Annotated in this window: 15 protein-coding genes; 6 read left to right on the top strand and 9 right to left on the bottom strand. The window is 66.3% G+C overall.

The window, feature by feature from the left end; translation table 11 throughout:
* Positions 1 to 70: 70 nt before the first annotated feature.
* The 9 genes from J2W49_RS16085 to J2W49_RS16045 all read right to left on the bottom strand — a co-directional run bounded on the left by J2W49_RS16085 (position 71) and on the right by J2W49_RS16045 (position 9,754).
* The gene (locus tag J2W49_RS16085) at positions 71 to 1,285 is read right to left on the bottom strand and encodes an FAD-dependent monooxygenase (protein WP_310318283.1); all 1,215 of its coding nucleotides are present in this window, start codon (positions 1,283 to 1,285) and stop codon (positions 71 to 73) included.
* 127 nt (positions 1,286 to 1,412) lie between these two features.
* Positions 1,413 to 2,480, bottom strand: coding sequence for a VWA domain-containing protein (locus tag J2W49_RS16080; protein WP_310318280.1), 1,068 nt, complete (start codon positions 2,478 to 2,480; stop codon positions 1,413 to 1,415).
* A complete protein-coding gene (locus J2W49_RS16075) occupies positions 2,477 to 3,508 on the bottom strand; it encodes a DUF58 domain-containing protein (RefSeq protein ID WP_405001037.1) in 1,032 nt (343 codons plus the stop codon). Before J2W49_RS16075 ends, J2W49_RS16080 begins: the two co-directional genes overlap by 4 nt.
* A gap of 169 nt (positions 3,509 to 3,677) precedes the next feature.
* The gene (locus tag J2W49_RS16070) at positions 3,678 to 4,679 is read right to left on the bottom strand and encodes an AAA family ATPase (RefSeq protein ID WP_310318278.1); all 1,002 of its coding nucleotides are present in this window, start codon (positions 4,677 to 4,679) and stop codon (positions 3,678 to 3,680) included.
* Positions 4,680 to 4,699: 20 nt separating this feature from the next.
* The gene (locus J2W49_RS16065) at positions 4,700 to 5,635 is read right to left on the bottom strand and encodes a S1C family serine protease (RefSeq protein ID WP_310318276.1); all 936 of its coding nucleotides are present in this window, start codon (positions 5,633 to 5,635) and stop codon (positions 4,700 to 4,702) included.
* 55 nt (positions 5,636 to 5,690) lie between these two features.
* Positions 5,691 to 8,579 (bottom strand): aconitate hydratase, encoded by a 2,889-nt coding sequence (locus J2W49_RS16060; protein WP_310318274.1) that lies wholly within the window; start codon positions 8,577 to 8,579, stop codon positions 5,691 to 5,693.
* Between the two features lie 117 nt (positions 8,580 to 8,696).
* Positions 8,697 to 8,855, bottom strand: coding sequence for a DUF3309 family protein (locus tag J2W49_RS16055; protein WP_310318271.1), 159 nt, complete (start codon positions 8,853 to 8,855; stop codon positions 8,697 to 8,699).
* A gap of 31 nt (positions 8,856 to 8,886) precedes the next feature.
* Positions 8,887 to 9,183, bottom strand: coding sequence for a collagen-like protein (locus tag J2W49_RS16050; RefSeq protein ID WP_310318269.1), 297 nt, complete (start codon positions 9,181 to 9,183; stop codon positions 8,887 to 8,889).
* A 157-nt stretch (positions 9,184 to 9,340) separates the two neighbouring features.
* Complete coding sequence (locus tag J2W49_RS16045; protein ID WP_310318267.1) at positions 9,341 to 9,754, bottom strand: hypothetical protein; 414 nt, start codon at positions 9,752 to 9,754, stop codon at positions 9,341 to 9,343.
* 121 nt (positions 9,755 to 9,875) lie between these two features.
* On the opposite strand from J2W49_RS16045, the gene J2W49_RS16040 reads away from it, so the two are divergent.
* The 6 genes from J2W49_RS16040 to J2W49_RS16015 all read left to right on the top strand — a co-directional run bounded on the left by J2W49_RS16040 (position 9,876) and on the right by J2W49_RS16015 (position 18,756).
* Positions 9,876 to 10,712, top strand: a complete 837-nt coding sequence (locus J2W49_RS16040; protein WP_405001036.1) for a helix-turn-helix domain-containing protein — start codon at positions 9,876 to 9,878, stop codon at positions 10,710 to 10,712.
* 427 nt (positions 10,713 to 11,139) lie between these two features.
* A complete protein-coding gene (locus J2W49_RS16035) occupies positions 11,140 to 12,465 on the top strand; it encodes an SWIM zinc finger family protein (protein WP_310318263.1) in 1,326 nt (441 codons plus the stop codon).
* A 61-nt stretch (positions 12,466 to 12,526) separates the two neighbouring features.
* On the top strand, positions 12,527 to 14,080 hold the full coding sequence (locus J2W49_RS16030; protein ID WP_310318261.1) for a DUF5691 domain-containing protein: 1,554 nt from the start codon (positions 12,527 to 12,529) through the stop codon (positions 14,078 to 14,080).
* Positions 14,080 to 15,186, top strand: coding sequence for an ATP-binding protein (locus J2W49_RS16025; protein WP_310318259.1), 1,107 nt, complete (start codon positions 14,080 to 14,082; stop codon positions 15,184 to 15,186). The genes J2W49_RS16030 and J2W49_RS16025 overlap by 1 nt, the downstream gene beginning before the upstream one ends.
* A gap of 31 nt (positions 15,187 to 15,217) precedes the next feature.
* A complete protein-coding gene (locus J2W49_RS16020; RefSeq protein WP_310318255.1) occupies positions 15,218 to 17,551 on the top strand; it encodes a DUF5682 family protein in 2,334 nt (777 codons plus the stop codon).
* Positions 17,548 to 18,756, top strand: a complete 1,209-nt coding sequence (locus tag J2W49_RS16015; RefSeq protein WP_310318252.1) for a vWA domain-containing protein — start codon at positions 17,548 to 17,550, stop codon at positions 18,754 to 18,756. Before J2W49_RS16020 ends, J2W49_RS16015 begins: the two co-directional genes overlap by 4 nt.
* Positions 18,757 to 18,760: the final 4 nt, after the last annotated feature.

Below are 18,760 nucleotides of genomic sequence, written 5' to 3'. Positions count from 1 at the left end.
GGGCGGTGGGGGGTGTGGTGGTGTTTTTCACATTTGTCTCTTTATGGTGGGGAGCGGAAAAAAGGCAGGCTCATCGTATCGGATGGGGTGGACCGCTGTACAGCCAGGGATTGTCCATGAGGCGCTCGTCCATCAGACCCAGCCCGATGTTGCGGCCCAGGCGCAGCAGCCCGGTGGCATGAAAGATGGTGCCGTTGCGTTGTGAGCGGGCCTGCACGCGTGCGTTGCGCGACCAGCGCGTGCGGGCGTAGCGGGCGAGCAGGGGCGACCAGTCCACCGGCCCCTGATGGACGGCCTCCTGCAGCAAGCGACCCAGGGTCCACGCGTCTTCGATGGCCATGGCCGCACCCTGCGCCAGGTAGGGGCGCAACGGGTGGGCCGCATCCCCCAGCAGCGCCACGCGGCCGTGTGCGTGCTCGTCGGGGCCGCGCATGGGCGGGCGATCGTTCAGTGCCCAGAGCTTCCATTCCGATACGGCGTCGATCACACCTGCGAGGCTTTCACACACCTTGCCCATCGCCCGCTTCAGATCGGCCGCATGCGCTTCGTGGGTCCAGCTCTCGGCGGGCTCTGCATGCCCCTGTCCCAGAACACCTTCCACCACGGCCACCACGTTGAACCAGTCACCGCCGCGAACCGGGTAGTGCACCACGTGCAGCCTCGGACCCATCCAGGCCGTGACCACGTTTCCACGCGATCCGATCGGCATGTCACGCGCAGGCACCATGCCCCGGTAGGCCAAATGCCCGCTGGAGCGCACGGGCTGTGCGCCCAGCAAGCCCGTGCGCACCTGGCTCCACAAACCGTCGCATCCGATGAGCGCGTCGCCCGCGACCTCGCGGCCATCTTCCGTGTGGACACGCACACCATTGGCCGTGTCTTCAAAACTGGCGATGAGGGTGTTGAGCGAAAGGGCCACCTTCGCCTGGTGTTGCACGGCGTCCAGCAGCAGCTTGTGCAGATCGGCCCGGTGCAAGGTGGCGTAGGGTTGACCGTAACGTGCCAGCATGACCGCACCCAGCCGAAGGCGACCCAGCGACTTCGCCGATCGGGCGTCGCACACGCGCAAGCTCTCCGGAAAAGCGGCGCAGGCACGCAAGGCTTCAGTGAGGCCCCACTCGTGCAGCACGCGCACGGCATTGGGGCCCAGTTGCAAGCCAGCGCCCACTTCACCAAACGCGCCTGCCTGTTCCATCACGTTCACCGATGCGCCAGCGCGTGCCATGGCCAATGCACAAGCCAGACCGCCAATACCACCGCCGGCCACCAATACGTTTTTGTTCATTGGCCCGAATTGTCCCCCGGCAGGCGCTTGGCGCCTTGACACAGGGCAAACCGGCGCATGTTCACCTGAAGGACGGCTGGAAAAAAATGCACCTCCGGTTCTCAGACCTCAGCAGACATTCACATTCCTAGGCCACTCGGTTGAACCAGAGGAGCGACAAGCCTGCAGACACCATGACCAATACCGATGCCAGCAAAGCCAGCAGGCCAGCGATTTCGGTTTCCTTTTTTTCCACCGTCAGTCGGGTGCTCAGCGACTCGTACACCTGCTTGAGGTTTTCTGCCGTGCCAGCATAGAAGTATTCGCCCTTGGTCTTCTCGGCCACATCCTTCAGCGTCTCTTCGTCCAGCCGCACTCGCATGGACCACCCCTCAAAACCGATGATCTCGCCATCGACCGTGCCCACACCCACGGTGTAGACACGCACTCCCCGGTCGGCCGCCATCTGGGTCGCTTCCGCCGTTTCCACGCCAGTGGTGCGCTGTCCGTCGGTGAGCAGGATCACTGCGGCCGAGGTGTAGGAACCGGGCGCCACAGGCGTGAAAGGTGCTTCATCGGATTTGGGCTGATCCAGGGAACGGCCCTTGGGCGCAAACGGGTCGCTGTTGCGGCTGTAGGTCATGTCGCCGAGGTTGATGCGCTGCTCGGGAAACAGTTCGGACAGGGACACCACGATGGCGCTGCCGATGGCGGTGGCGCGCTGGAGCTGGAATTTGTCGATCGCGGCGACCAGGTCTTCGCGACTCAGGGTGACGGGCTGCACCACCTGCGCGGTGCCTGCAAACGCGACGATGCCCACCTTCACATGGCGCGGCAGCTCGGCCAGAAAGGCTTTGGCCGCGTTCTGCGAAGCCACCAGCCGGTTGGGCTGCACGTCTTCGGCGCGCATGCTGCCTGAGACGTCCATGGCCAGGATGATGGTCTGCTCCTGCGAAGGCAGCACGATGGACGCCATGGGCCGGGCAGAGGCCAGCAGCATGGCCGCGAACGCCAGCAGCAGCAGCAACGGCGGCACATGCCGGCGCCAGCCGGGGCCTTTGCCCATGGCCTCGCGCACTATTGCCAGGCTGGCGTAGCGCAAGGCCGCGTGCCGGCGGCGGCGCAACAGCCACCAGTAGATCAGCACAAGCAACGGCAAGGCCAGCAGCAGCCAGAGAAACTGTGGCCAGATGAAGGTGACGGGCAGGTTGTTCATGCTCGGACTCCCAGGTGGGATGGCAGACCGGCGCGCAGGCCGCTGCGGCGCTTGCGCAGGTCCACGAATCGCAGGACGGCGTCGGCCAGATCGTCGTCGGTGGCCAGTTCCAGCGTGTCCACACCGGCACGCGTCAGGCTGTTGCGCAGCACCGCTTCACGTTCGGCGGCGATGCGGGCGAAACGCTGGCGAAAGCCGGTGTCGTGGGTGTCCACCAGCAGTTGTTCACCGGTTTCAGCGTCTCGCATGGTCAGCAGACCCAGGTCCGGGAGCTCCTGCTCCAGGGGATCCAGCAGGCGCACCGCCACCACATCATGGCGCCGCGCCAGTTCGCCCAGTGGTTTTTCCCAGTCAGGTTCGCTGATGAAGTCGGACACCACGAACACCGTGCTGCGCTGGCGCACGGTGCGGGTGGCGGTCGTCAACAGGTCTGAGAGGCGGGTGGCACCAGCGGGCGGTGTCTTCTTGCCCGGCTTGACCGAGGGCGCAGCGGGCTGCTGGATCAGCTGCAACAGGCGCAGCACCTGATTGCGACCACCCCGCGCGGGCAGCACGGCATCCACCGCGGCCCGTCCGCGCGAACCGTAGAGCACCGCCCCAACCCTGTTGCCGTGGCGGCTGATGAGCCGCGCCAGCACCGCCACAAAATCGCGCAGCACCTGGCTCTTGTGCTGGTCGCCAGAGCCGAAGTCCACCGACGGGCTGAGGTCCAGCAGAAACCACGCAGCCATTTCGCGGTCTTCGGTGAACACGCGCACATAGGGCACTTGCTGGCGCGCGGTCACGTTCCAGTCGATGTGGCGCACGTCGTCGTGGTGCTGGTATTCACGCAGGTCGGCGAGGTCCAATCCCGTGCCGCGCATGAGGGTGCGGTAGTCGCCCTGCAGCAAGCCATCAAGCCGACGGATCACCGTCCACTCCAGGCGGCGCATCAAGGCATCTGCGCGTTCGGGCACTTCGGCAGGCAACACCCGTGCCGCCACGGCTGATGTGTCTGGGGGATGAGACTTGAAGAGACCGAAGAACATCCTTCACCCCCGTATTTCAATACTCCACGCCGGAACACGATCCGCAACGCGTGAAGCGCCCCTTCCAGGGCTCCCGTGGAACCGGCCTTGCCGGGCCACAGGGTGCGTCCCCCTCCCGCCGAAGGCGAGAGAGGGGGAAGACGCGAAGCGGCGCAGGGGGTGTTTCATGTCAAGCAACACGCTTCTCGTGTTCAAGCGGCTTGGCTGGTGGGGTGATCGCCGCCATGATGCGTTCAATCAGCGCATCGGCATCGAGCCCTTCGGCCAGGCCTTCGTAAGAGAGCACCAGCCGGTGCCGCAGCACATCGGGCACCAGATCGGTCATGTCTTCAGGCAACGCGTAGCTGCGGCCCCGCAGCATGGCCAGCGCGCGGGCCCCTTCCACCAGCCCAATGGTGGCGCGCGGGCTGGCGCCGTAGGTGATGAACGCACCCAAGCCCTTGATCCCGTGCTTTTCCGGATTGCGCGTGGCAGACACCAGCTTCACCGCGTACTGCACCATGGAAGGGTCCACGTACACGTTGCGGCACTGGGCCTGCAAGGCAGCCAGCTGATCGGTGGTGGCCACCGACTGCACCGTTACCGCAGGGCCGGTGACGCGCTCGACGATGACGTACTCTTCCTCGTCGGTCGGGTAGTCGACCAGCACCTTCATCATGAAGCGGTCCACCTGCGCTTCAGGCAGCGGGTAGGTGCCCTCGGTCTCGATCGGGTTCTGTGTGGCCATGACCAGGAACGGCGAAGGCACCTTGTGCGATTCGCCGGCGATGGTCACCTGGCGCTCCTGCATCACTTCCAGCAGCGCGCTCTGTACCTTGGCAGGTGCGCGGTTGATCTCGTCGGCCAGCAGCAGGTTGGCAAACACCGGACCCAGTGACGTGCTGAAATCGCCGGTTTTCTGGTTGTAGATGCGTGTACCGATCAGGTCGGCCGGTACCAGGTCGGGTGTGAACTGGATGCGCTTGAAGCGCCCGCGCACCACATCGGCCAGCGTCTTGACCGTGAGCGTCTTGGCCAGCCCCGGCACCCCTTCGACCAGCAGGTGTCCTTGCGCCAGCATGGCCACCATCACGCGCTCCAAAAACCGGTCCTGCCCCACCACCACCCGTTTGACCTCATACAGGATCTGCTCCATGAGCTGCGCTGAATCGGGGGTGTTGGATGTGTCCATGGAGCGCTCCTGAAAAAAAGCTAAAACGGCGGAAGGCCAGCTGCAGATGCGGCGCTTTCAATCGGCACAGCAAAACCGATGCCAACAAAGGTCCGGTGGCTGGTGGGATTCAGAATACCGGTGACCACGCCCACCACCTCACCACCCATGGTGACAAGCGGTCCACCCGAATTGCCGGGGTTGGCGGCCGCATCGAACTGGATCAGGTTGCCGATCTCCTGCTCACCTTCCGGTGACTGGAACGAGCGCCCCAGGCCAGACACCACGCCCGCCGACACCGACGGACCAATGCCGAAGGGGAACCCCACGGCCACCACCTGGTCGCCAGGCAGCAGATCTGCCGTGGAACGCATGGTGGCGGCAGCCAGATCATCGGGAATCGTGTGGGCCTGCAGCACCGCCAGATCGTTTTCGGGTTGAGCCCCCACCACGCTGGCGGCGGACTCGGAACCATCTGAGAAGGTCAGTTTCAAGGTCTCGGCACCCTGCACCACGTGCAGGTTGGTCAGGATGATGCCTTTATCCACGATCACCACGCCTGTGCCCACGCCTTGTTCTTCCTCTTCGCCCTTGGCGTTCTTGGCGAACGACATCACCCGCACCACCGAAGGCCGGATGATCTCCGCCGCCTTCGCGGCCGCAGAAGGCAAGGTCTGGGTGGTCAGGGTGCGCAGCACGGCTGCGTCAATGTCCTTCTGCGTCAGCGCCTTGGCGCCCATGGCTCCTTGCTGCAGACTGGTCGCCAGCAGCAGGGCCGCCAGCAAGGCCAGCGCCGCCCACATCACGCGCGGGTTGATGGCCGCACGCGCCAGACCGGCGCGCAAGCGTTGCCGGCCGCCTGGGCGCACCGCCGTTTCGCCGGCAGGCGTTTCGCCACCGCTGTCCGTCGGCACGGGAGCGCCGCCCGCCCCAGGCCTTGCACGGGCCGTTCGGCTGTAGAGAGCGGGCTTTCGCATGGCAACTCCTTGGAGGCTGGCGGAAAACACATCATGCCGCGTTGCGGCCGCTGGCTCAAGCGGTCAGCAATTGCCTGAGCACGAAGGGGAGGATTCCACCGTGACGGTAATAGTTCACCTCCACCGGCGTATCGATGCGCAGCGTGACCGACAACTGGCGTATCTGACCATCCGGGCGGGTGATCACCAGCTGCGCATCGCTCTGGGGGGTCAGATCCGGGTGCGGCAGCACGTCGATGGTTTCTTCGCCGGTCAGGCCCAGGCTTTCCCAGGAATCACCAGCCTTGAACTGTAGTGGCAGCACGCCCATGCCCACCAGGTTGGAGCGGTGAATGCGCTCAAAACTGCGCGCAACCACCGCCTTGATGCCCAGCAACTGCGTGCCCTTGGCGGCCCAGTCACGGCTGGAGCCAGTGCCGTATTCCTCGCCTGCGAACACCACGGTGGGCACACCGGCGGCCTGGTAACGCATGGCGGCATCGAAGATGCTCAGCTTCTGCCCTTGGGCGGCGCCTTCGAGCTGATAGGTGGTCCAGCCACCCTCCTCTCGCGATCCGCTCGCGTCGGGGGCCAGCATGAGGTTTTTGATGCGCACGTTGGCAAAGGTGCCCCGCATCATCACGTCGTGATTGCCACGCCGCGCGCCGTAGCTGTTGAAGTCCGCCTTGAGCACGCCGTGTTCCAGCAGCCACTGACCAGCGGGCGATTTTTCCGCGATGTTGCCGGCCGGCGAGATGTGGTCGGTGGTGATGGAATCGCCGAACAGTGCCATGATGCGCGCGCCCTTCACCGAAGGCGGTTCGCTCGAAACCGGTGGCGCAAGCTCGAAGGTTTCAAAAAATGGCGGCTCTGCGATGTAGGTGCTCTTGGGCCAGGTGTAGGTAGTGCCGTTCACACCACGAATGCGCTCCCACAACTTGCCGGGCTCGCTGGCCACACGCGCATAGTTGTCGCGGTAGGCCTTGCCCTTCATGGCAAATTTCATCAGCGCGTGGATCTCGTCGCTGGTCGGCCAAACGTCGCCCAGGTACACCGCTTGCCCACCTTTGCCCTTGCCCAGTGGCTCGGTCATGAGGTCCGTCATCACATTGCCCGCGATGGCGTAGGCCACAACCAGCGGCGGGCTGGCCAGGAAGTTTGCCTTGAGGTTGGGGTGGATGCGGGCTTCAAAGTTGCGGTTACCTGAAAGCACGGCGGCGCACACCAATTCGTGTTGGGTGATGACTTCGTTAAGTTCGGGCGCCAGATCCCCCGCGTTGCCAATACAGGTGGTGCACCCATAGCCCGCCAACGAGAAGCCGAGTTTCTCGAGATAGGGAAGCAGCCCTGTTTCGGTCAGATATTCAGTGACGATGCGCGAGCCGGGCGCCAGCGAGGTCTTGATATGCGGCTTGACTTTCAGCCCGGCCTCCACCGCCTTTTTGGCGAGCAGACCCGCTGCCAGCAACACACCCGGGTTGGAAGTGTTGGTGCAACTTGTGATCGCGGCAATCAGCACGTCGCCGTTGCCCACGGTCAAGGCGCGACCGGGCACATGAGCCGCCGTCTTGGCGCTGGTGCGGGCCGGCTTGTTCGCTTCCATCTCGGCCACAAAACGGGGCGCACCAGGCGGGGTCGGCGTTTGCCGCATGGTGCCTGGCACGTCAGAGCGTCCTTCCGGCTGGTAGCGCGTGTGCAGCAGTTCAGCGGGTCGATTGAAACCGTTCAGGGCATTGGGCAGGCTGAACAGTTCGGCGAACTGACGGGACACCTGGCCCAGCTCGATGCGGTCCTGCGGGCGCTTCGGGCCAGCCAGGCTGGGCGTCACCGTGCCCAGATCCAGCCTGACCACCTGCGAATAGTCGATCTCACCCGCCTTTTGTGATGCCCCTGCCGCACCCGGCACACCGAACAGACCCTGTGCGCGGAAATAGGCTTCAAAGGCTTCGATCTCGGTCTTGCTGCGGCCCGTGCCACGGAAGTAGTCCAGCGTCTTGTCATCCACCGGGAAAAAGCCCATGGTGGCGCCGTACTCTGGCGCCATGTTGGCGATGGTGGCGCGGTCGGGCAGTGTGAGCGAGGCGGTGCCGGCCCCGAAGAATTCCACGAACTTGCCCACCACCTTGTGGCTGCGCAGGATTTCCGTCACGGTGAGCACCAGATCGGTGGCGGTCACACCCTCGCGCAGGCGCCCCGTCATCTCGAAGCCCACCACGTCGGGCGTGAGCAGGTACACGGGCTGGCCGAGCATGGCGGCCTCGGCTTCGATGCCGCCCACGCCCCAGCCCACCACGCCAATGCCGTTGATCATGGTGGTGTGGCTGTCGGTGCCGACCAGGGTGTCCGGGTAGTACAGGCCACCCTTCATGTGCACCCCACGCGCCAGATGCTCCAGGTTCACCTGGTGCACGATGCCGAAGCCGGGTGGCACCACGCCAAACGTGTCAAAGGCCTGCATGCCCCACTTCATGAACTCGTAGCGTTCGCGGTTGCGCTGGAATTCCAGCTTCATGTTCAGGTCGAGCGCGTTCTTGCTGCCAAAGTGGTCGATCATGATGGAGTGGTCCACCACCAGATCCACGGGCACCAGCGGCTCGATGCGCTCGGGATTTTTGCCCAGGCGCTCGGCCACACTGCGCATGGCGGCCAGGTCAGCCAGCAGGGGCACGCCGGTGAAGTCCTGCAGCACCACGCGCGAAACGGTGAATGGAATTTCGTCGGTGCGCGCAACGTGTGGCTGCCACTGCGCGAGTTGCGCCACATGCTCGTCGGTCACGCGTTCGCCATCACAGTGGCGCAGCACACTCTCCAGCACGATGCGCAGCGAAACCGGCAACCGCCTGACCGAAGGAAACTGCTTCGCCAGTTCAGGCAGCGAATAGAAACGACCGCTCTTGCCCGAAGCGGTCTTGAAGGTCTTCAGGGTATTGGAAAAGGGATGCGAAAACGGGGCGCTTTGTGCCATGGGGGCTCCTGCAGGTTCGGTCGGACGTCTGCCCATTCTGTCAGTTGCGCCCATCACCGTGCAGTCAGCATGGTTTGACGCGCTTCAGGCGTCAAGCCCCGGCGACCTGGTTTCAGGTCATATGCGCCCCATGAGCAGCAGAATCACCACCACCACGAGCACCAGCCCCAGGATGCCACTGGGACCGTAGCCCCATGACCTGCTGTGCGGCCAACTGGGAATGACGCCCAGCAACAGCAACACCAATACGATCAAAAGAATGGTTCCGATGCTCATGGCAATCTCCTCAAATGGCTTTTCAGCGGGTTCAGTTGGTGGTGGCGGGTGGGGCCGGAACGACGATCACGCTGGTATCGCCGCCAGTGCGCCCTTTTTCACCGGTTTCGCCTTGAGCCCCAGCACTACCGGTGTCTCCAGTTGTGCCTGTGCTACCGGTGCTACCGGTGCTGCCCTGGGCACCGGTGGCGCCCGTTTCGCCAGCCGGGCCGGCTGGTCCGGGAACCACCACGGTGGCAGGGGGTGTGTTGACCACCACCGGTTCACGGTCACAGGCGGTCAGCGCCAGAGTGGACAGCGCGGCTGTCAGCAAGAGTGCGAGTTTCATCAGAGTTCCTGGTTGGATGCACGGAACCTGCATCAAGTCGATGCTCTCGGCAGGCTCAACAGGTCTGCATGACCTGATGAATCGCAGCGTAGACCACTTGTACCCCGGCATCTGTTCGCTGTCGCACACGGCAGCCACCAACCGAAGCTGGCCGGGATCAGGCCGCCACCACCATTCGAGACTGACGCAGGCCCATCCACTGCAACTCGGCCAGCGCCGCCACCACCAGCACCTGCACCATGAGATAGGCCACACCCAGGATGGTGGCGCCGGGTGCACCACCCAAAGCCAGCCAGAGACAGCCGATGACCCAGGCGAAGTTGCCAACCACGAGCACCGCCAAACCGGCGCGGGACGGCGTGCGTTGCATGGCCAGCCAGGCGGCCAGCGCCACGAAAGCAAAGATGGCGATGCCGGAAGAGCGCAGCAAGGGCTCGGACAAACCCAGCATCCCCGACAACAGGCCACTGGCCGCCAGTTGCAGCAACCCGGTGCCCACACCGGAAATGGCGTCGAACGCCAGCACACGGCGCAGGCCAGCTGGGGAGGTGAAGTAGGCAAGTACTGACATGGTGAACTCCTTGAAAGGTTGAAACGTACGGTTGCTTGGAACCGGTCGCCATGTTCCAGTCCACCCTGCACAGCGTCCATAACCTCAGAGGTCATGGCCGGCCGGCTGCTTTCGACCTACGATGCCGGGCATGCAGCGCCATTCCTTGCCCTCGTCCGTCACGTCCACTCCGTCGCCTTTCGGCGAGCGCCTGCGCCACTGGCGCCAGCACCGCCGCCTGAGCCAGCTTGACCTGGCCCACGTGGCCGACGTGTCCACCCGCCACCTCAGCTATGTGGAAACCGGCCGCGCCAGCCCCAGCCGCGACATGGTGTTGCGCCTGGTGGACCGGCTGGATATTCCGCTACGCGAACGCAACGGACTGCTGGAAGCCGCAGGATTTGCCCCGATGTACCGCGAACGTCCGCTGGATGCGCCCGACATGGCAGCCGCCCGTGCAGCGGTACAACGCATCCTGGACTGCCATGCGCCCTGGCCTGCGCTGGCCATGGACCGCCACTGGAACCTGGTCATGTCGAACCAGATGGTTTCGGTGCTCATTGGCGATGTGGCGGCAGAACTGTTGCAGCCGCCGGTGAATGTTCTTCGCCTGAGCCTGCATCCGCAGGGCCTGGCGCCACGCATTGCCAACCTGCGGCAGTGGCGCGACCACCTGTTCGAACGCCTGCGCCAGCAGATCCACACCACCGGCGACGACACCCTCGCCGCCCTGCTGGCTGAACTCAAAACCTACCCGGACCACCTGGGCGGCGAAACGGTGTCCTTGCCCGGCGAACACCACGGCGTCCTCATGCCATTCGAATTCCACACGCCACAGGGTGTGCTCAGGCTGATCAGCACCACCACCGTGTTCGGTTCGCCGGTGGACATCACGCTGCAGGAACTCGCGCTGGAGACTTTCTTCCCAGCGGACGAGGACACAGCAGCCCGCCTGCGTGCGATGGTCGCCAGCGAGTGAGATTCAGAAGGTTCGTGACTCGTCAACCACCGAGAACGAGCGCCCCCATTGCGCGTGCGTGATGACACTGCCATCGGTCCTGCCGTCGAACCGGCCCCCCAGCACAGCACCCTGAAGCACCGCACTGGAACCATTCGAATCATCTGCGCGCGAGTCATCGCTGCTGCCACGGCACCCTCCTGGGCTCAGGGGTGCGATGTATTCCAAAGATGTACAGCTGGCATGCTGAGGTCCAATCCCCCGTGTCGCGGAAACCTGCTCAAGAGGGTGTGACCGGATGGGCGGTGCATGCCAACCTTAGAATTTGTCGCATGGTGATAAAAATTTCTCGGGGATGGAACGTCAGCGGCGATCAAGGTCTGCCACCCGGAAGGCCCAGCAATGCCCAGAGCCGGTCCGATGACCCGCCGCTGATGGGGGTGATTTGATGCAGGACACGGCCTCTGTCCTTGCGCTTGCGCCCGACGAGGCTTCCGCCAAGGCTGCGCGGGGCTTGGTGGCTCCGGCCAAATGGCCCGCGCTCGGTGCCGACGAGGTGGCGGTGTGGGGCGAGTGCCAGGGCAGTGGGTCCAAGCCGTATCAGACCCAAGTCGATCTGTCGGGGCCGGCTTTCCGCTGCTCTTGCCCGAGTCGGAAATTCCCCTGCAAGCACGGGCTCGCGCTGTTGCTCCTGAAGGTGGACGACGCCAGCCGCTTCAAGGCGGCAAGACCCGCCTGGGTGGACGAGTGGCTGGCCTCGCGCGAACAAAAGGAAAAGAAGAAAGAGGAACGCGAAGCCCAGAAGGCCGAGGCCCCGCCCCCTGACCCGAAGAGCGTGGCAAAACGCGAGGCCCAGCGCTGGGAGCGCATCGAAGGCGCGGCCCAGGACCTGCAGCGCTGGATGGCCGATCAATTGGCCCATGGCTTGGGCGCGGTGGACGACGATACAGTTAAAGGATGGCAGGCCATGGCCGCCCGCATGGTGGACGCACAGGCGCCGGGTCTCGGGCAGCGCCTGCTCCAGGCCGCCGAGCAAGTTCGCCAGGGAGCGGACTGGCCCGAACAGGTGTTGCATCGCCTGGGGTTGCTGCAACTGGCCTGTGACGGCCTGCAACGCCGCGCCAGCCTGCCCGAGGCGGTGCAGGCGGACTTGCGCCAAGTGGCTGGTTGGCCGGTGGACAAGGACGGTGTCATCGCGCACGGTGATGCCGTCACCGATCGCTGGACGGTGCTGGGTGTGGTGCAGGAGATGCGCGATGCCAAGCTGACCGAGCGGCGCGTGTGGTTGCACGGGCAACGGAGCCAGCGGCGGGCCTTGCTGCTGGACCACGCCTACGGTGGGCGCGGCTTCGAGCAGGTCTGGGTGGGCGCGAGCAGCGCTGAGGCAGTGCTGCACTTCTTCCCCGGCGCGGCGCCTTTGCGCGCGCTGTGCGAGGGGCCTCAGCTCGGCGGTGCGGCGGTCTGGCCGGCCGAGCCACTGGCGCAGGAGTGGGACCGCATCACCCAACGCATGGCCGCCTCGCCCTGGATGGGGCTGCACCCGCTGGTCCTGCACGACGCCACGCCCGAGCGCACCCCCCTCGGATGGCGCTGCCTCGTACAGGGCCGCAGCCTGGACATGCGCACCGACGAAGCTTTCGGGTGGCAATTGCTCGCGCACAGCGGCGGTCGAGCGCTGAACCTTGCCGGCGAATGGGACGGTCAGGCGTTTTCGCCCATGAGCGCCTGGCGCGATGGCGAAGCGGCGCCGCTCTGGACCAGGAGCCAAGCATGAGCTTCGCGCCGGGCCGCCCCAAGCAAGCTCGCACCGCAGCTCGAAGAGCGGAGGTTGCCTTATGAGCAGCGGTGTGTTGGCCCCGTTGCTGCCCATGGCGCTGGTGGGCACGGACCGCCACGCCGATGCCTGGCCTGTCTGGCCGGGCGATCACGGTACCGTGATCGAAGCGGCGACCATCGGCGCCCCGCATCCCGCCACCGGCCTGCTGCGTGCTGCCGGTGTATTGGCCACCTGCCGGCTCGCGGGCGCCTTGGGACAGCCGGCGGTGGCGGGGCCACGGCCCGGCGCCGGTGCCGAAACACTGCCGCCCCTGGAGGACAAACGCCTCGTGGGCCTGATCGCGTGGGCACTGGAGCAGGGGCCGGTGCGGCTCGGCGGCGAGTGCCTGGCGACCCTGGCCCAGCGCGGTCTTCGGCTGCCGGCGGAACTGTTGCCCACCGCGCTGGATGCCAGCCGGCGGGCCACGGTCTTGCGGCCTTGGCTGGCGCCGGTGCTCGGCGCCACCGGTTTCTGGCTGGCCGCCCAACGGGAGGACTGGAAGCATGCTGCGGGCGTGCAGACCACCGACGAGGCCGCCGAGATCCTGTGGCAGGAGGGCAGCCTCGAACAACGCTGCGCCTTCTTGCGCCACGAGCGTCGCCGCGCGCCCGAGGCGGCGCGCGAGCGGCTGAGCATCGCCTTGCCAGAGTTGGCGGTGCGCGAGCGTGTTGAACTGGTTCAGACGCTGAGCGTGGGGCTTTCGATGCAGGACGAGCCCCTGCTCGAACGCTTGCGCACCAGCGACCGGGGCCGCGAAGTGCGCCAGCTTGCGTTGCGTCTGCTGCTGCGCCTGCCCCAGGCGGCCCATCCACAACGCGCGGTGGCGCGGCTCGCGCCCCTGGTCGTGCAGCAACGCGGACTGATCCGCAAGCACTGGAGCATCGACGCGCCCACCGCCGTCGGGGTCGACTGGGCCGGCGATCAGGTGGAGGCAGAAAAACCCAAACACGACAGCCTGGGCGAGCGCGCCTGGTGGTTGTATCAACTGGCGTGCCAGGTTCCGCTCACCTGGTGGGGCGAGCACACCGGCATGGCGCCCGAAGAACTGCTGGCCTGGAGCGCCAAAGGCGATTGGAGCCAGGCCCTCACCCGCGCCTGGTTCGAGGTGCTACTGGCCACGCCCGATCCCGAATGGGCCGACGCATTTGTCAATGCCTTGCCTGCTGCCAGCAAAGGCCTGGACACCGCACGCCTGTTGCCCATGTTGTCGCCCACCGCGCGCGACAAACGCTGGGAGCGCCTGCTGCACGGCGGGGGTTCGGCGGTCGAGGCCTTGTTGCCGGAAATGGTGACGGCTTGCCCATTGCAGCCAGAGCAGGCTGTTGCGCGCCTGGCACCCGACCTTTCGAACCGGCTGGTGGCCTGGATCCATGCCCGCCTGGCCGAACCCAACGCCAACGCCTCATGGGTGCTGCGCAGCCACTTGCCCGATCTGTGCTGCATCGTCGATGCCTCGGCGCTGCCGGCCTTGAACGCGCTGCCCCGCAATACCGAAGAAACCCCGGCCATGGCCGAACTCATGCACGTTGTGGCGCAGATCGTTGCCACGCGTGACGCATTGAAAGACGCTTGATGAACACCTCCACATCCACCACCCCAGCCGATGCCGTGATGCGGCAACACGCCGAACAGCAGTTCGCCGAAGAGCTCGCCGAGCTGGCGCGGCAGGATCAGCGCACCCGTCCCGAGAACTGGGCGCTGTCACCCTGGGCCGTGGTGCGCTACCTCATGGGCGGTCGGCTCGACAACGGCTTCGAGGTCAGCCCCAAGTACATCGGCAATGAGCGCCTGATGGAGGTGGCCGTGGCCACGCTCGCCACCGACCGGGGCCTGCTGCTCTACGGCGTGCCGGGCACGGCCAAATCCTGGGTGTCGGAGCACCTGGCCGCAGCCATCAGCGGCGACTCCACGCTGCTGATCCAGGGCACGGCCGGGACCAGCGAGGAACAGCTGCGTTACGGCTGGAACTACGCCCAGTTGCTGGCCCACGGACCGTCCGAGAAAGCGCTGGTGCCCAGCCCGCTCATGAACGCGATGCGCCTGGGAAAGATCGCACGCGTCGAAGAACTCACCCGCATCCCGGCCGACGTGCAGGACAGCCTGATCACCGTGCTCTCCGAAAAAACCCTGCCGATCCCCGAGCTCGGCAGCGAGGTGCAGGCGGTGCGCGGCTTCTCGGTCATTGCCACCGCCAACAACCGCGACAAGGGCGTGAACGAGTTGTCCTCCGCACTCAAGCGGCGCTTCAACACCGTGGTGCTGCCGGTGCCATCGAGCGAAGAGGAAGAGGTGAGCATCGTGGTCAGGCGCGTGGCCGACATGGGCCGTGCGCTGCAATTGCCCGCCGAACCGCCCGCGCTCAAGGAGGTGCGGCGCATCGTGCAGATCTTCCGCGAGCTGCGCAACGGCAAGACCGAAGACGGCAAGACCCAGCTCAAGTCGCCCAGCGCCACCCTATCCACCGCCGAGGTGATCTCGGTCATCAACAACGGCATGGCGCTGGCCGGCCACTTTGGTGACGGCGTGCTGCGACCGCACGACATGGCCTCGGGCCTGATCGGCGCCATCGTCAAGGACCCGGTGCAGGACGCCGTGGTCTGGAACGAGTACCTGGAGGCCGTGGTCAAGGAGCGCAGCGACTGGAAGGATCTGTATCGCGCGTTCCGGGACCAGGCGTGAAACCCGTGCGCCCCTTTTGACTGCGTCCCCGATGAGCGCCTTGCACTATTTCGGTGTGCGTCACCATGGCCCCGGCTGCGCGCGCAGCCTGCGCGACGCGCTGTTCGCCTTGCAGCCCGACTGCGTGCTGGTGGAAGGGCCGCCCGAGGCCGATGCACTGGTGCCGCTGGCCATCGCCGACGGCATGCAGGCGCCGGTCGCGTTGCTGAGCTATTGCCCCGACGAACCCGGCTTCGCGGTCTACCACCCCTTCGCCGAGTTTTCGCCCGAATGGCAGGCCCTGCAGTGGGCGGCGCGCGCAGGCGTGCCGCTGCGCTTCATCGATCTGCCGCGCGCGAACGACTTCGGGCTGGACAAGGCCCGCAAGGAAGCGGCGGCCCAGGCAGCTCAGGGCGAGCCCGTCGGCGGGCTGGACGAGGTCCATGGCGAAGATCTCGGTGCGGGCGAAGCGGCCAGCCACGCAGAGGGTCCGACCTCAGACGAAGCCGCCGCCACAGCGAACAATGACCCGCTGAGCTGGCTCGCCCGTGCGGCCGGTTTTGACGACGGCGAAGCCTGGTGGAACCATCTGGTGGAAGAACGCGGTGCTCCCGAGTCCATCTTTCCGGCCATCAGCGAGGCCATGATCGGCTTGCGCCGCGAGCTGGGCGATCCGGTGCGCAGCGCCGACGAGACGCAACGTGAAAAGCTGCGCGAGGCCCACATGCGCCAGTGCATCCGCGCGGCACAGAAAGAGGGGTTTGAGCGCATCGCGGTGGTCTGTGGGGCCTGGCACCTGGCCGGGCTGCAGGCCGAGGTCAAGGCGCGAGACGATGCCGCCCTGCTCAAGAGGCTCCCCAAGCTCAAGGTGCAGGCCACCTGGGTGCCCTGGAGCTACCGCCACCTCACGCGCGCCAGCGGCTACGGCGCCGGCATCCACTCACCCGGCTGGTACGAACACCTCTGGCGCAGCCAGGGCGCCCCCCTGGAGCGCACCGCTGGCTGGCTGGCGCGGATCGCCCGGCTGATGCGCGCGCGCGACCTGGACTGTTCCTCGGCCCATCTGATTGAAGCCACCCGCCTGGCCGAAGCGCTGGCGGCGTTGCGCGGGCGCCCCGCCCCCAGCCTGGCGGAGTTGCAGGAAGCGACCCGCTCCGTGTTCGCCATGGGTGACGATGCGGTGTTGACCTTCATCCGCGACGAGTTGCTGATGGGCGATCGCCTGGGCACGGTGCCCGCGAGCGTGCCCACCGTGCCGCTGCAGCGCGACCTGGAGCAGGCCCAGAAGTCGCTGCGCCTCAAACCCGAGGCCTTGCAAAAGACATTGGACCTCGACCTGCGTCAGCCCAACGATCTCGCGCGCAGCCAGTTGCTGCACCGCCTGAACCTGATGGACATTCCCTGGGGCCGCATCGCCACCGTGGGGCGCTCGGCCCGCGGCAGCTTTCACGAAATCTGGACGCTGCAATGGCAGCCGGAGTTCGCCTTGCGCGTCATTGAAGCCAGCCGCTGGGGGCAGACCATCGCGCAAGCCGCGTCCGCCCAAACGGTGGACCGCTGCGCCGGTCTGCACAGCCTGGCCGAACTGGCCCAGGTAGTGGACAGCGCCCTGCTGGCCGACCTGCAACCGGCGGTGAACGCCGCCACGCGGGCGCTGCAAGACCGTGCCGCGTTGACCGGCGACGCGGCACAGCTCCTGACCGCCTTGCCGCCGCTGGCCAATGTGTTCCGCTACGGCAACGTGCGCGGTACCGACGCGGCGCTGGTGGCGCAGGTGCTCGACGGTCTCATCCTGCGCGCGGCCATCAGTCTGCCGCTGGCGGCGATGGCGCTGGACGAGACCGCCGCCAACGCCTTGCGTGAGAGCGTGCTCACGGCGCACAAGGCCATCGGCTTGCGCGATAGCGCCGAACAGACCGGCGCGTGGCAGCGCGCGCTGCGCCAGCTCGCCGAGGCGGCGGGCGTGCACCCGCTGTTGCAGGGCCTGTGCTTGCGCCTGCTGCTCGAAGCCGGTGTCTGCAGCGACGACGACGCGGCGCAGGCCATGTCGCTGCACCTCTCACGCGGCGCCGACCCCGCGCAGGCGGCGGCCTGGCTCGACGGCTTCCTCAACCGCAACGCCACCGTGCTGCTGCACGACGCCACCGTGTGGGGCCTGCTCAATGCCTGGCTCGCCTCGCTGAGCGAAGACCATTTCCTGGGCGTGTTGCCGCTGGTGCGCCGCAGCTTCAGCGCGTTCGGCGCCAGCGAGCGGCACGACCTCGCGCAACGCGCCAGCCAGGGTGTGGTGGCCGCACCGGTGTCCGCCGCGCACAGCGAGTGGGACCTGACCCGCGCCCTGCAACCGTTGCCCGTGTTGCATCAACTGATGGGACTCAACGTATGAACGAGAACGACCTCCCCGACGCATCGCCGATTTCCGACGCCCAGCGCCTGCGCCGCTGGCGTCTGGTGCTGGGGCGTGAGGCCGACGAGGCCTGCGGCACGCTCTCCGGCGAGCTCAAGGAAATGGATCAGGCGCTCTCGGCCCTGTACGACCCCACTGGCCCCGGCGGTCTGGGTGCCAAGGAACGGCGGGGTGGTCGTGAAGCGTCGGCGCCCAGCGTGGCGCGCTGGCTCGGCGACATCCGCAAGTACTTTCCCGGCCAAGTGGTGCAGGTCATGCAGCGCGATGCGCTGGAGCGCCTGAACATGCGCGACATGCTGCTCCAGCCCGAAATGCTCAAGAGCATGCAGCCCGACGTGCACCTGGTGGCCAACCTGATCGCGTTGTCGAAAGTGATCCCGGCCAAGACCCGGGACACCGCGCGCATGGTGGTGCGCAGCGTGGTGGACGCGCTGCTGGCCAAGCTCGAAGAACCCATGCGCTCGGCCGTCAGCGGCGCGCTCGACCGCAGCCAGCGCAACCGGCGCCCGCGCCACAGCGAGATCGACTGGAACCGCACCATCCGCGCCAACCTGCGGCACTGGCAACCCGACTACCGCACCATCGTGCCGCAAACCCTGCACGGCTATGGCCGCAAAGCGCGCCGGCCCCAGCGCGAGGTGATCCTCTGCATCGACCAGAGCGGCTCGATGGCAGCCTCGGTCGTCTACTCCAGCATCTTCGGCGCTGTGATGGCCTCGTTGCCCGCGGTGTCCACCAGGCTGGTGGTGTTCGACACCGCCGTGGTCGACCTGAGCGATCAACTGGACGATCCGGTCGAGCTGCTGTTCGGTGTGCAGCTCGGTGGCGGCACCGACATCAACGGCGCCGTTTCCTACTGCCAGAGCATCATCCGCGAGCCCCGCAACACCATCATGGTGCTGATCTCCGACCTGTACGAAGGCGGGGTGGAGGCACAGCTGCTGCGCCGGGCCAATGAGCTGGTGGAAAGCGGTGTGCAGTTCATCACCCTGCTCGCGCTCAGCGACGAAGGCGCGCCCAGCTACGACCACGCCCTGGCCGCCAAACTCGCGGCCCTGGGCGTGCCCAGTTTTGCCTGCACACCCGATGCCTTCCCCGGCCTGATGGCCGCCGCCATCCGCCGGGACGACATCCACGCCTGGGCCGCCACACAAGGGATGGTCACGAGCCCCAAAGCGCGTTGACGTT

The organism is Hydrogenophaga palleronii, from assembly GCF_031457455.1.
GTDB classification, from domain to species: domain Bacteria; phylum Pseudomonadota; class Gammaproteobacteria; order Burkholderiales; family Burkholderiaceae_C; genus Hydrogenophaga; species Hydrogenophaga palleronii_A.
This window is presented reverse-complemented; position numbering and strand designations above follow the sequence as displayed.

What these genes read in the sequence shown, in the direction of transcription:
- J2W49_RS16045 (WP_310318267.1), bottom strand. Translation starts at nt 9,754, where the DNA reads ATGTCAGTACTTGCCTACTTCACCTCCCCAGCTGGCCTGCGCCGTGTG.
- J2W49_RS16070 (WP_310318278.1), bottom strand. Translation starts at nt 4,679, where the DNA reads ATGGACACATCCAACACCCCCGATTCAGCGCAGCTCATGGAGCAGATC.
- J2W49_RS16015 (WP_310318252.1), top strand. Translation starts at nt 17,548, where the DNA reads ATGAACGAGAACGACCTCCCCGACGCATCGCCGATTTCCGACGCCCAG.
- J2W49_RS16030 (WP_310318261.1), top strand. Translation starts at nt 12,527, where the DNA reads ATGAGCAGCGGTGTGTTGGCCCCGTTGCTGCCCATGGCGCTGGTGGGC.
- J2W49_RS16065 (WP_310318276.1), bottom strand. Translation starts at nt 5,635, where the DNA reads ATGCGAAAGCCCGCTCTCTACAGCCGAACGGCCCGTGCAAGGCCTGGG.
- J2W49_RS16025 (WP_310318259.1), top strand. Translation starts at nt 14,080, where the DNA reads ATGAACACCTCCACATCCACCACCCCAGCCGATGCCGTGATGCGGCAA.
- J2W49_RS16060 (WP_310318274.1), bottom strand. Translation starts at nt 8,579, where the DNA reads ATGGCACAAAGCGCCCCGTTTTCGCATCCCTTTTCCAATACCCTGAAG.
- J2W49_RS16080 (WP_310318280.1), bottom strand. Translation starts at nt 2,480, where the DNA reads ATGAACAACCTGCCCGTCACCTTCATCTGGCCACAGTTTCTCTGGCTG.
- J2W49_RS16020 (WP_310318255.1), top strand. Translation starts at nt 15,218, where the DNA reads ATGAGCGCCTTGCACTATTTCGGTGTGCGTCACCATGGCCCCGGCTGC.
- J2W49_RS16085 (WP_310318283.1), bottom strand. Translation starts at nt 1,285, where the DNA reads ATGAACAAAAACGTATTGGTGGCCGGCGGTGGTATTGGCGGTCTGGCT.
- J2W49_RS16035 (WP_310318263.1), top strand. Translation starts at nt 11,140, where the DNA reads ATGCAGGACACGGCCTCTGTCCTTGCGCTTGCGCCCGACGAGGCTTCC.
- J2W49_RS16075 (WP_405001037.1), bottom strand. Translation starts at nt 3,508, where the DNA reads ATGTTCTTCGGTCTCTTCAAGTCTCATCCCCCAGACACATCAGCCGTG.
- J2W49_RS16055 (WP_310318271.1), bottom strand. Translation starts at nt 8,855, where the DNA reads ATGAGCATCGGAACCATTCTTTTGATCGTATTGGTGTTGCTGTTGCTG.
- J2W49_RS16050 (WP_310318269.1), bottom strand. Translation starts at nt 9,183, where the DNA reads ATGAAACTCGCACTCTTGCTGACAGCCGCGCTGTCCACTCTGGCGCTG.
- J2W49_RS16040 (WP_405001036.1), top strand. Translation starts at nt 9,876, where the DNA reads ATGCCGGGCATGCAGCGCCATTCCTTGCCCTCGTCCGTCACGTCCACT.